12 protein-coding genes are annotated in these 12,590 nt (G+C 52.4%); 4 read left to right on the top strand and 8 right to left on the bottom strand.

Annotated features, from left to right (window positions below):
• The first annotated feature begins 31 nt into the window (after positions 1 to 31).
• Positions 32 to 2,587: an alpha-glucan family phosphorylase gene (glgP, locus tag ABTW62_RS05215; protein ID WP_430903526.1), complete on the top strand. Its 2,556-nt coding sequence runs from the start codon at positions 32 to 34 to the stop codon at positions 2,585 to 2,587.
• Between the two features lie 49 nt (positions 2,588 to 2,636).
• Here glgP and panC read toward each other — a convergent pair whose 3' ends face one another.
• From panC to nadA, 8 genes are all read right to left on the bottom strand, one after another.
• Entirely contained in the window at positions 2,637 to 3,470 is an 834-nt protein-coding gene (panC, locus tag ABTW62_RS05220) for a pantoate--beta-alanine ligase (RefSeq protein ID WP_430903527.1), read from the bottom strand.
• A 24-nt stretch (positions 3,471 to 3,494) separates the two neighbouring features.
• Positions 3,495 to 4,304, bottom strand: coding sequence for a 3-methyl-2-oxobutanoate hydroxymethyltransferase (gene panB, locus ABTW62_RS05225; protein ID WP_430903528.1), 810 nt, complete (start codon positions 4,302 to 4,304; stop codon positions 3,495 to 3,497).
• Between the two features lie 7 nt (positions 4,305 to 4,311).
• Complete coding sequence (locus ABTW62_RS05230) at positions 4,312 to 4,950, bottom strand: deoxynucleoside kinase (protein ID WP_430903529.1); 639 nt, start codon at positions 4,948 to 4,950, stop codon at positions 4,312 to 4,314.
• A complete protein-coding gene (gene folK / locus ABTW62_RS05235) occupies positions 4,947 to 5,465 on the bottom strand; it encodes a 2-amino-4-hydroxy-6-hydroxymethyldihydropteridine diphosphokinase (RefSeq protein ID WP_430903530.1) in 519 nt (172 codons plus the stop codon). Before folK ends, ABTW62_RS05230 begins: the two co-directional genes overlap by 4 nt.
• Before the next feature lie 11 nt (positions 5,466 to 5,476).
• Positions 5,477 to 6,847 (bottom strand): polynucleotide adenylyltransferase PcnB, encoded by a 1,371-nt coding sequence (gene pcnB, locus ABTW62_RS05240; RefSeq protein ID WP_430903531.1) that lies wholly within the window; start codon positions 6,845 to 6,847, stop codon positions 5,477 to 5,479.
• Between the two features lie 150 nt (positions 6,848 to 6,997).
• Positions 6,998 to 8,167 (bottom strand): cardiolipin synthase ClsB, encoded by a 1,170-nt coding sequence (gene clsB / locus ABTW62_RS05245; RefSeq protein ID WP_430903532.1) that lies wholly within the window; start codon positions 8,165 to 8,167, stop codon positions 6,998 to 7,000.
• Positions 8,164 to 8,919 carry an endonuclease/exonuclease/phosphatase family protein gene (locus ABTW62_RS05250; RefSeq protein WP_430903533.1) on the bottom strand — a complete coding sequence of 252 codons (756 nt, stop codon included), beginning with the start codon at positions 8,917 to 8,919 and terminating at the stop codon, positions 8,164 to 8,166. Before ABTW62_RS05250 ends, clsB begins: the two co-directional genes overlap by 4 nt.
• A 63-nt stretch (positions 8,920 to 8,982) precedes the next feature.
• Entirely contained in the window at positions 8,983 to 10,083 is a 1,101-nt protein-coding gene (gene nadA / locus ABTW62_RS05255; RefSeq protein ID WP_430903534.1) for a quinolinate synthase NadA, read from the bottom strand.
• A gap of 306 nt (positions 10,084 to 10,389) precedes the next feature.
• Here nadA and lptC point away from each other — a divergent pair, with 306 nt between their 5' ends.
• The 3 genes from lptC (at position 10,390) to lptB (ending at position 12,567) form a co-directional block, all read left to right on the top strand.
• On the top strand, positions 10,390 to 10,962 hold the full coding sequence (lptC, locus tag ABTW62_RS05260; protein WP_430903535.1) for an LPS export ABC transporter periplasmic protein LptC: 573 nt from the start codon (positions 10,390 to 10,392) through the stop codon (positions 10,960 to 10,962).
• A gap of 61 nt (positions 10,963 to 11,023) precedes the next feature.
• Complete coding sequence (gene lptA / locus ABTW62_RS05265) at positions 11,024 to 11,641, top strand: lipopolysaccharide transport periplasmic protein LptA (RefSeq protein ID WP_430903536.1); 618 nt, start codon at positions 11,024 to 11,026, stop codon at positions 11,639 to 11,641.
• A 203-nt stretch (positions 11,642 to 11,844) separates the two neighbouring features.
• Positions 11,845 to 12,567, top strand: a complete 723-nt coding sequence (lptB, locus tag ABTW62_RS05270) for an LPS export ABC transporter ATP-binding protein (protein ID WP_430903537.1) — start codon at positions 11,845 to 11,847, stop codon at positions 12,565 to 12,567.
• The last annotated feature ends 23 nt before the right edge of the window (positions 12,568 to 12,590 follow it).

Below are 12,590 nucleotides of genomic sequence, written 5' to 3' on the forward strand. Positions count from 1 at the left end.
ACACGTTTCATCAATCATAGGAGTCGCTTCAATGGCTAAACGAACAACCTTCATGCTCACCGTCAATCCAAAGATACCCGAACGGCTGTCCCGTCTGGAGGAATTGACCAACAACCTCTGGTACAGCTGGGATCGCGCCACCCGTGCGTTGTTTTCGCGGCTGGATCCACGGCTATGGGAAATGGTTGGACACAACCCCAAGGCTTTTCTCCGACGGGTCGATGAATCGTTGCTGCTGGCTGCCTCGGAAGACCCGGCCTTTCTCAGCTTTTACAACAGTATTTTATCCGCCTATGATTCCTATCATTCGACATCCATTCACTGCAGCACGGTTGAAGGTATTGAGGCACATGACCAGGTCGCTTATTTTTGCTTCGAATTTGGCTTCCATGAAAGCCTGCCGGTCTATTCCGGCGGTCTCGGTATTCTGGCTGGCGATCATTGCAAAGCAGCGAGCGATATATGCCTGCCATTCGTGGCAATCGGCCTGCTCTACCGGCAAGGCTATTTCACTCAGATGATCGACGGCCAGGGTAACCAGCTCGCTACCTATTGCGATTCGGATTTCGAGGATCTGCCGGTAACACCCGTATCACACGCAGACGGCTCGGATATGCAAGTGCAAATCAGGTTTCCTGGCCGGATAGTAACGGCCAAAATATGGCAAGCGCAAATCGGACGTGTCATTCTCTATCTTCTGGATACGGATCTGCCGGAAAATTCCCAGCATGATCGCCTGATTACCCATCAGTTGTATGGGGGCGATAAAACCATGCGCATCGAACAGGAGATTATTCTCGGTATCGGTGGCGTCGCCGCCTTGAAAGCGCTCGGGATCAAACCCACCATCTGGCATAGCAATGAAGGCCATGCCGCTTTCATGATGCTGGCACGTGCCCGCGAGCTCGTGCAGCAAGGACTGGATTTCGCCAGCGCCATGGAAGCTGTCGCAGTCAACACGGTATTCACTACCCATACTGCGGTACCGGCAGGCCATGATCATTTTCCGGAAGCGATGATGCATCATTACTTCGAAAGTTTTTATCAGGAATTGAAGATTTCCAGGGAAACATTCATGGCACTTGGTCATACCGACAATGACCACGATTTCAACATGACAGCGCTGGCCATCCGCATGTCACGCATGCACAATGGCGTCAGCAAAATACATGGCAGTGTTTCCGCCAAAATTTGCCATGACCTCTGGCCGGAGATCGAGGCAGAAGAAAATCCGGTCGACCATATCACCAATGGTGTGCATATTCCGACTTTTCTCGCACAGGAATGGGCGGATCTGTTTGACCGTCACATGGGCCCAGAATGGCGCAGCAAGCTATGCGAACCCGAATTCTGGTCACGTGCCGATACCATTCCTGATCATATTTTCTGGAGTGTGCGCCAGACCTTGAAGTCGCAAATGTTTTACGGTATTCGTGCGCGCCTGACCGAACAGAATATCCGTAATCACGGCTCCGATGCCCATCTCGAGCGCTTGCTAAAACTCGCAGATCCCATCAACCCCAATGTATTGACGCTTGGTTTTGCCCGCCGATTCGCCACCTACAAGCGTGCCACCTTGCTGTTCGAAAATCTCGATTGGTTACGCAGTATCCTGCTCGATCAGGAGCGGCCGGTACTGCTGATTTTTGCTGGCAAGGCGCATCCAGCCGATCATCCCGGCCAGGATATGATCCGGCGCGTCAATCAAGTCGCCGCCATGCCGGAATTCGAGGGGCGTATCCTGATGGTGGAAGGTTATGACCTGCGCCTGGCGCGACGGCTGGTCGCAGGTGTCGATGTGTGGCTCAACAATCCGATCTATCCACTGGAAGCCAGCGGCACATCAGGCATGAAAGCCGGTATCAATGGCACGCTCAACCTGAGCATCCTGGATGGCTGGTGGGGCGAAGGCTTCAATGAAAAGAACGGCTGGGGAGTCAAGCCGGTATCAGAACAACTGGAGCCGCAATTACGGGATGCCGAAGAAAGCCGCTCTTTCTATGAGATCCTGCAGGATCAAGTCATTCCGCTCTTTTATGACCATGGTAAATCCGGCTTTTCTGCCGAATGGGTGAAAATGGCCAAACATTCGATGGCCACCCTGATCCCACGCTATGGCGCCCGGCGCATGGTAGAAGAATACATTCAGAAATTCTACATTCCCGCCAGTCAACAGGGCGTACGCTACACCCAAGACAATTTCACGGTTGCCCAGAATATCGCTGCCTGGAAAACCAAGGTGCGTGCGGCATGGGGCGGCGTCAGCCTGCGGCGGCTGGATACGCCCTGCAAGCGAATCGCCTTTGGCGAGCCAATGCATTTCAAGGTTGCCGTCAAATTGAACGGTTTGCAGCCGGATGATGTCGTGGTCGAACTGCTGCTCTCGCGGCAATACAAAAGAACCCGGCTTGATCAATTCAAGCATTTCCGGTTTGAATGCACCGGCACCCTGGACTCACAAGCCCACCAATTTGAACTGCGCCACGTGCCGGAGCTATGCGGCAGGCAAGAATATTATTTACGCATTTATCCCTATCATCCGATGCTGACCCATCCTTTGGAAATGGGCAAAATGGTATGGCTGTGAATCATAACGCTGGCTGAAAGCACCCAGAAACCTTCTGTTCTCACCGCCTTTATGGCCGTGAGAACAGAAGATTGTCGATCAGGCGAGTCTGTCCCAGCCAGGCCGCGCCCAAAATCACGTATTGCTGGTCGTCGGCGGCCGCGCGAGACAAGGTTTGCTGATGACACACAGCGACGTAATCCACTTTCCAGCCGCGTTCATGCAATCTTTGGGCAGCCCATTGCTCCAGCCGGGCAAAATTGTGCTCGCCTGCCTCGATCCTCTGTTTGACTTGTTGCAAGACCCAAGCCAGCTGGCTGGCTTCCTGACGCTGCTTCGCATCGAGATAACTGTTACGGGAACTGAGCGCAAGACCATCATCTACCCGCACGGTTTCTCCCGCGAGAATTTTTATCGGTAAATTGAATTGTTCGACCATGCCGCGAATGATTTGCAGCTGTTGAAAGTCCTTTTGACCAAAGACAGCAATTTGCGGTTGTACGATATTGAATAACTTGAGCACCACCGTCGCCACACCCCTGAAAAAACCTGGCCGACAGGTACCTTCCAGTGTATCGGCCATAGCTGGAAGCGATACCTGGAATGTTTGGGAAACCGGATAGAGTATTTTTTCACCCGGTAGAAATACAATGTCGACACCGTTTTCCTTCAACAAACGACAATCATCCTCCTGCGTACGGGGATAGCGATCGAAATCCTCGTGTGGTGCGAATTGCAAGCGATTGACAAAAATGCTGACGACCGTACAGGCGGCGTGTTGACGCGCAATTTGCACCAGCGATAAATGACCAGTGTGCAAGTTACCCATGGTCGGGACCAAGGCAATCGAGGATTCTCGTTGCAGACGCGCCCGCAACGACATGATGTCAGTGATGATTTCCATAGCTGCTGGCTTGTCCCAAAATCTTCAGAACCGATGTTCGGGGGCGGGGAATTGGCCGGATTTGACTTCACTGACATAGTTGCTGACCGCGGTCTGCACGCTCTCTGCACCCAGCATGAAATTTTTGACGAAACGCGGTGAAGTGCCCGGGTAAATGCCCAGCATATCATGCAACACCAGTACTTGTCCGGAGCAAGCTGCGCCAGCGCCAATGCCGATGGTTGGAATGGCAAGCCGCTGTGTAATCTGCTCGGCCAGGACGGCGGGGATGAGCTCCATCACTAGCATGGCTGCGCCCGCTTGCTGCAACAGCGCAGCATCTTCCAGCAATCGTCCCGCCTCGATCTCCGAGCGCCCCTGCAGCCTGTAGCCGCCCAATTGATGCACAGACTGCGGCATCAAGCCGATATGCGCGCAAACCGGAATACCGCGGCAAGTCATAAAATCGACGGTATCGACCATATGCCGGCCACCTTCAATCTTGACCATTTGCGCGCCCGCTGCCATCAGCCGGGCAGCATTCCGGAACGTTTCCTGGGGAGAAATCTGGGAGGTGCCGAACGGCATATCCGCCATGATGAACGCCCTGCTTGTTCCGCGCGCCACGCAACGGGTATGGTAAGCCATTTCATCCAGCGTGACGGACAAGGTATCGGCGTGGCCCTGCACCACGTTGCCGAGCGAATCGCCCACCAACAGGATATCGACCCCGGCGTTTTCCAGCAACGTCGCGAAAGTCGCGTCATAGCAGGTCAAGGCAGCTATTTTCTGGCCGCCCCGGTACAGCTTGTACAAGGTTTCTCGGGTGAGACGCACAGCAGGAGATTGCTCCATCGACTCGCTATCCTCCGACATTGAAATATTCGCGCGCGCTGCGCATCCGTTCAATACGCCCCAGCAGCATGTCGAGGTCGGCGGCACTGTGCGCAAAATTGAGATGCTCGCTGTTCACGATCATGACCGGTGCCTGATCATAGGCGTGAAAAAACCGCATATAACACTCCGACAAGCGTACCAGATAGTCTTCCGACAGGGATTGCTCCAGAACACTCCCCCGCTGCCTGATACGCCTGATCAGGATTTCAGGTGCTGCCTGCAGATAAATCACCAGATCTGGTGGGGCGGCATGCGGTTGCACATGCGCCCGCAGCTGTTTGTAGAGTTCATGTTCCGCTTCACTGAGCGTGACCTCGGCAAACAATTGATCTTTCTCGAACAGAAAATCGCTGACAACCGGCTGGGCGAACATCTGGTCGCGCATGACCTGCAGCTGCTGCATGCGCTGAAAAAGAAAAAACAGCTGTGTGGACAGCGCATGGCGCGGCATATCCGCATAGAATTTTTCCAAAAACGGGTTGGCTTCCGGTTGCTCCAGGACCAGGACGCCCTTCAGTCGGTCCGCCAGATTGCGGGCCAGGCTGGTTTTTCCCGCACCGATCGGCCCCTCGATTGCAATATATCGATAACGCTGTAAACTCATGACGATGCAATACGCTCCAATGATTGGTCGTTGCATGCGCTCAGGCACTCAGCCGCGCTGCCGCGCCCCGGAATCATGCATGTACTGGTAATTTCCAATAAGGGTTGCAGCACGAAGGCTCGCTCGTGCATGCGCGGATGTGGCAAAACCAACCTTTCATCCTGGATCTGCAATCCATCATACAATAGAATATCCAGATCAAGTATCCGCGGCGCATTCGGATAGGTCCGAATCCGGCCGCACGTCCGCTCGATTTCCAGCAGTGCCTCCAGTAAGTGGTGTGGCGTCAATTTCGTTTCCATTTGCGCCACCGCATTGATGAAGTCGGGCTGATCCGTTTTGCCCAGTGGCGCGCTACGGTAAAATGAGGAACGCTTGACCAGATGTGAATGTTCAAGTTCGGCCAGCAGCAGCATCGCCCGCCTGACTTGAAACAGGGGATTATCCAGATTGCTTCCCAAAGCGATATAGGCTTGCCTGGTCGGCGCTGATTGAGTTTGAGCGGATGCTGGCATGACTTTTACAATTATTGAACAGTTTCGGCTTTTTCATGATCGGCCGGCTTGCGGCGGCTGCGCCGTCTTTTGCGCCGTTTGGGCGAAACTTCCTGATGCAGCATGCTCTCACGGATGGTGTGATCCGCGTTCTTGAATGTCTGCCACCACTGTGCCAGTTCTGAGTCGATTTCACCACTGTTACAACGTAATAACATGAAATCATAGGCCGCCCGGAAGTTTGGATGCTCCAGCAAACGGAATGGCTTGCGCCCTGCGCGGGATTCGAATCTCGGTTGCATGGACCAGATATCGAAGATCACCCCATCGAACCTACGCGGGATGGCGAGCTGGCCACGTTGCGTTGCCAGTACGTTTCCCATCGCTTTATAGAGCGCCGGTATTGGCCTCTCCCCGGTTTTGAGCTGCACGTTCCAGGCGGCCAGGACTTCATGCCACAGAAGCGCCGCGAAGAGAAAACCGGGTGAAACCGGCTTGCCCTGCTGCACGCGCTCATCGGTATTTCTGAGCGCCAACGTGATGAAACGTTCGCCCAGGGGTTGCTCCAAAATCACATCCAGCATCGGCAGCAACCCATGGTGCAGCCCCCGGGCGCGCAGATCCACCACTGCAGCCAGTGCATGGCCGGAGAACAGTAGCTTCAGCATTTCATCATATAAACGGGCCGGCGGCACATTCTGCAGTAAAGGCGCCAAATCCCCGATCGGGGCAGCCGTCCTGTCTTCGATCTGGATGCCGAGCTTGGCCGCTAAACGAACTGCCCGCAACATCCGGACGGGATCTTCCCGGTAACGCTGTTCGGGCTCACCTATCATGCACAGCCGTTTGGACAGGACATCCTCAAAGCCATCCAGGTAGTCAAGGATCTCTTCGGTCGCAGGATCGTAAAACAAGGCATTGATAGTGAAATCACGCCGCCTGACATCTTCTTCCTGACTGCCGAATATGTTGTCGTGCAGCAGCCGCCCGTTAGCGTCCGCAGAAGCCTGTCCTGTGTCCGGGCGGGAAGCGTCTCCAAGCGTACTGCCACGAAAAGTGGATACCTCCACGATTTCACCATGGCTGATCACATGCACCAAGCGAAAGCGCCGCCCAATGATACGCGACCGGCGGAAAACAGCACGCACCTGCTCGGGTGTCGCATTGGTTGCGACATCATAGTCCTTGGGTTTGAGCCCCAGCAGCAGATCTCTAACGGCACCGCCTACGATATAAGCGGAATAGCCCGCTTGCTGCAGGGTCAAAGCGACTTTCAATGAACTGGGACTGATACGGCTACACGTAATGCCATGCTCTGCGCATGAAATTGTGCGGCACCCTTTTTCGATCACAGGAGCAGTGGCATTTGAGGAAAAAATACGGCGCAGAAATTTACGAATCATGCCTGGATATCAAACCAATAAGCGATAGATTATACACTCGGTAACGAATCAGATTTTCAGGAAAGAATTGAAAAAACCGATTGTGGAAATGAGCAGCTGTAATTGTGATGGCAAACGCTGTTTTTGGCATCAATTGACTAAAGGGTACCTCTAAATCCGGCTTCCTTCACGACTGTAACCCGATAGCCCTTGCAGGACCCGAACAAAATAGTAGCACACCCAGTTCAAGCTCCGCCTGAGCCGGGAGTGGCGTTTCCAGAAATGCTGCAAGACCGGAGAGGATTTCATTAAGGCCTGCTGCAGGCTGTTGCGCAGCTCTGCCGCAAACATTCGGTCACTGACGATGACGTTGGCTTCTCGTGCCAGCAGCAAGCTAAAAGGGTCGATATTAGAAGAACCGACAGTGGACCACAAGTGATCAACCACAGCCACCTTGGCGTGTAAATATCCTTGCTGATACTCGTAAATGCTGATGCCAGCATCCAGAAGATTGCCATATAAAGCGCGTGTGGCATAGTGTTGCAAGCGGTATTCGATTTTTCCCTGCAATAGCAGTATGACCGAAACGCCCCGCCGTGCGGCTTTGATCAGCGCATGCCGGAAATTGATGCCGGGAAGAAAATAGGCATTTGCAATGATGATTTCCTGACGGGCGGAGGCGATCGCTTTGAGATAGCAGCGTTCAATACTGCGCCGGTTACGCAGATTGTCCCGAATCACGAAAGCCGCCCGTTGCTTGCCCACCGGCAACTCTTCATGATCGATGCAAAGATCATCGGCCCAACGTTTTTTGAAATGTGCCCACGCGACCAGCATCCATAAATCCTGCGCTGCCGCATGAATTTTCCTTAACAACGGTCCCTTGATTTCAACTGCATAATCAAAGCGTGGCCACAGTGCATCGGGCTCATGATAGTCGTCAATGATATTGATGCCGCCCACAAACGCGATCCGTGCATCCATAACCGCCAGTTTGCGATGCATACGACGCAAGCGGTAGCGCTTCAGCTGGAAAGAAAAAAATTCCTGCCGGTAAATCAGCACCTGAGCGCCAACTGCCAGCAGCTCCTGAATTATCGCGCTGGGCAAATTAAAGGAGCCGAATCCATCGATCAATAAACGGACTGCCACTCCCCGCTGAGCTGCTCGCTTTAAGGCAGCGGCAATGAGGATGCCGGTCTTGTCATATTCAAAAATATAGGTCTCAAGGTATATCTCCAGCTGGGCTGCATCGATAGCAGCTTCCAGCGCCGGAAAATATTCCTCCCCATTGTGGAGTAATGTGATCTGGTTACCCTCGATAAAATCGGGCAATCTCATAGGCGAATAAGATTGGCTGCCAACGCTGCATGATCGGAAATTTTAGACCAAGCACGGTTGTGCAGGATGCGTGCATGCTTTATTTGAAAGCCACGCACGTATATCCTGTCGAGGCGCAACATCGGCAGAATGGAAGGATAGCTGCGCGCTGTCTTGCCATGCGCATGCTGAAACACTTCTGTAAGTTTCAAATGGTCGACCAGAACCCGATTGGCCAAACCGCGCCAATCATTGAAATCGCCCGCAACAACCAAAGGGGCTTCGGGAGGCACCAGTTGCTGTATCCGTTTTTCCATGGCCTGGAGTTGAACACTCCGCCCGCGCTTGAATAACCCCAAATGCACGCACAGGCAGTGCAGCGTTTCATCCCAGCCAGGAATGTCAATCTCACAGTGCAAGAGGCCGCGGCTTTCAAAACGGTGCGCCGAAATATCTTCATTCTCCCAGCTCAAGATTGGATAACGGCTAAGAATTGCATTACCGTGATGACCGTAATCATGCACGGCATTTTTTCCATAAGCGAAATCCTGCCATACCGCATCGGCCAGAAACTCATACTGGGAACTTTCCGGCCAATTCTGGAAACGAGACGCATGCCGCACATGCTCACCGACCACTTCCTGCAAAAACACGATATCGACATCGAGATCACGCAAACGGTCGCGCAACTCGTGCAGCATCATGCGGCGGTTGAAATAGGATAACCCTTTGTGGATATTGTAAGTGGCAATGTGCAATGACTTTTCTGGCATAAATCAGCTATCCGATCGCTGGAAACAAAAAGCCTTTATGGATCATTTGGCCGCGCTTCTCTCTTATTTTGAGACGGCCAGCATCTTTTCAAGCGCCAATCTTGCCAGCTTCGCTTCCCGCTCCGGAACCGTGATCTGATTGACCACCCGGCCATCGACGAGATTCTCGAGCGACCAAGCCAGATGTTGCGGATCGATCCGCGCCATGGTTGAACACATACACACCATCGGCGACATGAACTGAATCACTTTTCCTTGCGACTTGAATTCCTCCGCGATACGCCCAACCAAGTTCAATTCGGTTCCGACCAACCAACGCGTGCCAGGCTCAGCCTCCCGTATGGTATTGATGATATATTCGGTCGAGCCGACAAAGTCGGAAGCCTTGCATACTTCAAAGCTGCATTCCGGATGAGAAATTACCAAGCCATCGGGGTGTTGATTACGAAAACGCAAAATATGCTGTGGCTGAAACATTTGATGGACCGAACAGTGACCCTTCCATAACAATATCTTGGCCTTGTCGATTTGTTCGGGAGTCAGACCACCCATCGGTTCATCGAAATCCCAAACCGGCATCTCTTCCAAAGACAGGCCCATTTGATGACCACTCCAGCGCCCCAGATGTTGATCGGGAAAAAACAATACTTTTTCTCGCTGGGCAAATGCCCATTGCAGAATTTTGGTGGCATTGCTGGATGTGCACACAATACCGCCATGCTCTCCGCAAAAAGCTTTCAAGTCAGCGCTGGAATTGATATAGGTCACCGGCGTGATCAGTGCATCCGGATCGAGCACTTCGGCCAATTCACGCCAGGCTCGCTCTACTTTGGCGAGATTGGCCATATCCGCCATCGAGCAGCCTGCAGACAGATCGGGCAGTATAGCGACCTGCTCGGGACTGGAAAGGATGTCTGCCACCTCGGCCATAAAATGCACGCCGCAAAAGACCAGATAATCCGCATCGGTTTGGGCTGCCAGATAGGAGAGCTTGAGTGAATCGCCCGTCAGATCCGCGTGCTGATAGACGTCTGCACGTTGATAGTGGTGCGCCAGTATTACTGTGCGTTTTCCGAGCTTCTGCTTGGCCGCGACAATTCGTTGTGCGCAAACTTCATCCTGTAACAATTCGTAACTTTCAAAATCGATGGCATTCATTTGCATGCTTAATCCAAATTCATTTACCGGGAAACGCGACCATAACCATAATGAGAGGCTTATTCAAGCATAAAGTGCAATTCAACGGATCAAATTGCCCAGGCCGGTTATTTGCCAAGCGCTCGCGGCTCAGCCATTTTTTGCCATCAATCAAGAAACAGCGCCGGAAAAACCCTTGATGTTACGCACCATAAAGTAAAATCGGTTCTGTTATAATGCTGAAAAATCAAGCATAACAGTGCCTTGTATGCTGCCCGTTTCGTCCTGACACCCAATACTGGTAAAACCATCGCAAAGAAAGCGTAACGCATAATGATACGTCCATTGGTCTCACGCCTGGCTCCCTGGCTTGTCGTGCTCGTAGTGCTGACATATTGGCTGGACAAGATGCTGCAGCAACCGGGCATTCAGCAAAATGGCGATGTGCAGCAAGGCGTTGACTACATCATCGAAAATCTTGATGGGATCCAGGTTGATTATACGTTAGCGGCGCATCGTTTATTTGCTGCTGACACACTGACGCATTACCCGCAAGGGGATATTACCCACTTGGAGCAGGTGAATTTTGCCAGCATCGAACCCGATCAACCCATGGTCCGAGTCAGCGCCGACCATGCGGAACTGACCGAAGGTGGCAAAGATATTTATCTCCGCGGGAGCGTCTCGGTTATCAGGGGAGAAGATGCGGATCGAGATAAAGTCACCATGTTGACTACTTTTTTGCATCTTATTCCGGACGAGCGTATCGCCAAAACCGATCAGCCCGTCGTTGTGACCAGAATGAATAGCACAATCAACGCCGTTGGGCTGGTATTGAACAATCAAACCGGGGAAATTCAACTCTTGTCACGGGTCAGCGCTAGAGATGAACGTACTCGACGCTAAATCGACTAATGCATGCGTCGCACGACGGCAAGATCCTTGAGTACAGTAATCAGTCGCTGCGATGAGTGTTAAATTTAGATACCTGACATTTATCGGACCCCATTCACTGGAACAGCGCGCCATGCAATTTATTTTTATCTCGCTTGCGTTTGCTATGATGGCTCTTTCAACTGCTGTCCTGGGCGAGCGTGCGGATCGTGATCAGCCGATCCACTTGGAAGCGGATCACGCCACCGTCGAGGACTACAAACGCAAAGGCGATTTCCGCACCAGCATTTTTACCGGCAACGTTGTGCTGACGCAAGGCACGCTGGTGATTCGTGCGGACAAAGTCATCATGAAAGAGGATCCGATTGGCTATCGCTATGCCACAGCCTATGGTGATCTGGTCAGTTTCCGGCAGAAACGCGATGGTGTGGATGAGTATATTGAAGCCTGGAGCAAGCGCGTTGAATACGACGATAAAACCGACAAAATAGAATTATTCGGCAAGGCCCGCCTGAAACGGGGGGGTGATGAAGTGGAAGGCGATTACATCTCGTATGATATCACACGGGATTTTTTCCAGGTAAAAGGGAAGCTGCCATCCAATAACGAGGTTGATTCAGATCGAGATCGCAGAGTGCGTGCGGTCATTCAACCCAGAACCAAACAAGCTGACGAGGAATCACAAAATTGACGCAATGCTAGGAGGCTGTCCGAGAATAGACTGATCTACTGCGGACGAGCCTGATTGGCTGGATTTTACGATCCTTTTCGTTAAATAGAACGATTATTCGCCTCAAATGATCGAAAAATCCAACTCAACCAGCCTCGCCCTCGCTACGATCGCTATTCTCGGACAGCCTCCTAGGCGCGCGCCGAAGCCAAACCAGGTGATGCATGAATGAACTGAGAGCCGAAAATCTGCAAAAAAGCTACAAATCGCGCAAGGTGGTAATTGATGTATCCTTCTCCGTCCGTAGCGGAGAAGTAGTCGGCCTGCTCGGTCCCAATGGGGCCGGTAAAACCACTTGTTTTTACATGGTGGTCGGATTGGTGCCCGTCAATGGGGGCGAAATATTCCTGAACGAGCATAATCTGAGCCTATTGCCGATCCATAAGCGCGCACACTTGGGTTTGAGTTATCTCCCCCAGGAAGCTTCTGTTTTTCGCCGACTTTCCGTCGAAGACAATATTCTGGCAGTTCTGGAATTGCAACGCCTGAAAAAAGAAGATATCCAACAGCAACTGGATAATTTGTTGCATGATCTGCACATCAGTCATTTACGAGAAAGCAGCGGCATCAGTTTATCGGGCGGGGAGCGACGGCGCGTGGAAATTGCCCGGGCGCTGGCTTCCCAGCCGAGCTTTATTTTGCTTGATGAACCTTTTGCGGGGGTGGATCCAATCGCTGTCATCGATATTCAGCGGGTCATCCGGTTCCTCAAGACGCGCGGCATCGGTGTCTTGATCACCGATCACAATGTACGGGAAACACTGGGAATTTGTGATCGTGCCTATATCATCAGCAACGGGACCGTGCTTTCCAGCGGCGAACCCAATGCACTCATCGCCGATGCGCGTGTCCGGGAAGTCTATTTAGGAGAAAATTTCCGGCTTTGACAAGTGGAAATGCTTTCACATTC

The sequence above is a fragment of the Nitrosomonas sp. ANs5 genome, assembly GCF_050584665.1.
GTDB lineage: Bacteria > Pseudomonadota > Gammaproteobacteria > Burkholderiales > Nitrosomonadaceae > Nitrosomonas.

What these genes read in the sequence shown, in the direction of transcription:
- ABTW62_RS05230 (WP_430903529.1), bottom strand. Translation starts at nt 4,950, where the DNA reads ATGAGTTTACAGCGTTATCGATATATTGCAATCGAGGGGCCGATCGGT.
- folK (WP_430903530.1), bottom strand. Translation starts at nt 5,465, where the DNA reads ATGCCAGCATCCGCTCAAACTCAATCAGCGCCGACCAGGCAAGCCTAT.
- clsB (WP_430903532.1), bottom strand. Translation starts at nt 8,167, where the DNA reads ATGAGATTGCCCGATTTTATCGAGGGTAACCAGATCACATTACTCCAC.
- glgP (WP_430903526.1), top strand. Translation starts at nt 32, where the DNA reads ATGGCTAAACGAACAACCTTCATGCTCACCGTCAATCCAAAGATACCC.
- lptA (WP_430903536.1), top strand. Translation starts at nt 11,024, where the DNA reads ATGAGTGTTAAATTTAGATACCTGACATTTATCGGACCCCATTCACTG.
- ABTW62_RS05250 (WP_430903533.1), bottom strand. Translation starts at nt 8,919, where the DNA reads ATGCCAGAAAAGTCATTGCACATTGCCACTTACAATATCCACAAAGGG.
- panB (WP_430903528.1), bottom strand. Translation starts at nt 4,304, where the DNA reads ATGGAGCAATCTCCTGCTGTGCGTCTCACCCGAGAAACCTTGTACAAG.
- panC (WP_430903527.1), bottom strand. Translation starts at nt 3,470, where the DNA reads ATGGAAATCATCACTGACATCATGTCGTTGCGGGCGCGTCTGCAACGA.
- pcnB (WP_430903531.1), bottom strand. Translation starts at nt 6,847, where the DNA reads ATGATTCGTAAATTTCTGCGCCGTATTTTTTCCTCAAATGCCACTGCT.
- lptC (WP_430903535.1), top strand. Translation starts at nt 10,390, where the DNA reads ATGATACGTCCATTGGTCTCACGCCTGGCTCCCTGGCTTGTCGTGCTC.
- lptB (WP_430903537.1), top strand. Translation starts at nt 11,845, where the DNA reads ATGAATGAACTGAGAGCCGAAAATCTGCAAAAAAGCTACAAATCGCGC.
- nadA (WP_430903534.1), bottom strand. Translation starts at nt 10,083, where the DNA reads ATGCAAATGAATGCCATCGATTTTGAAAGTTACGAATTGTTACAGGAT.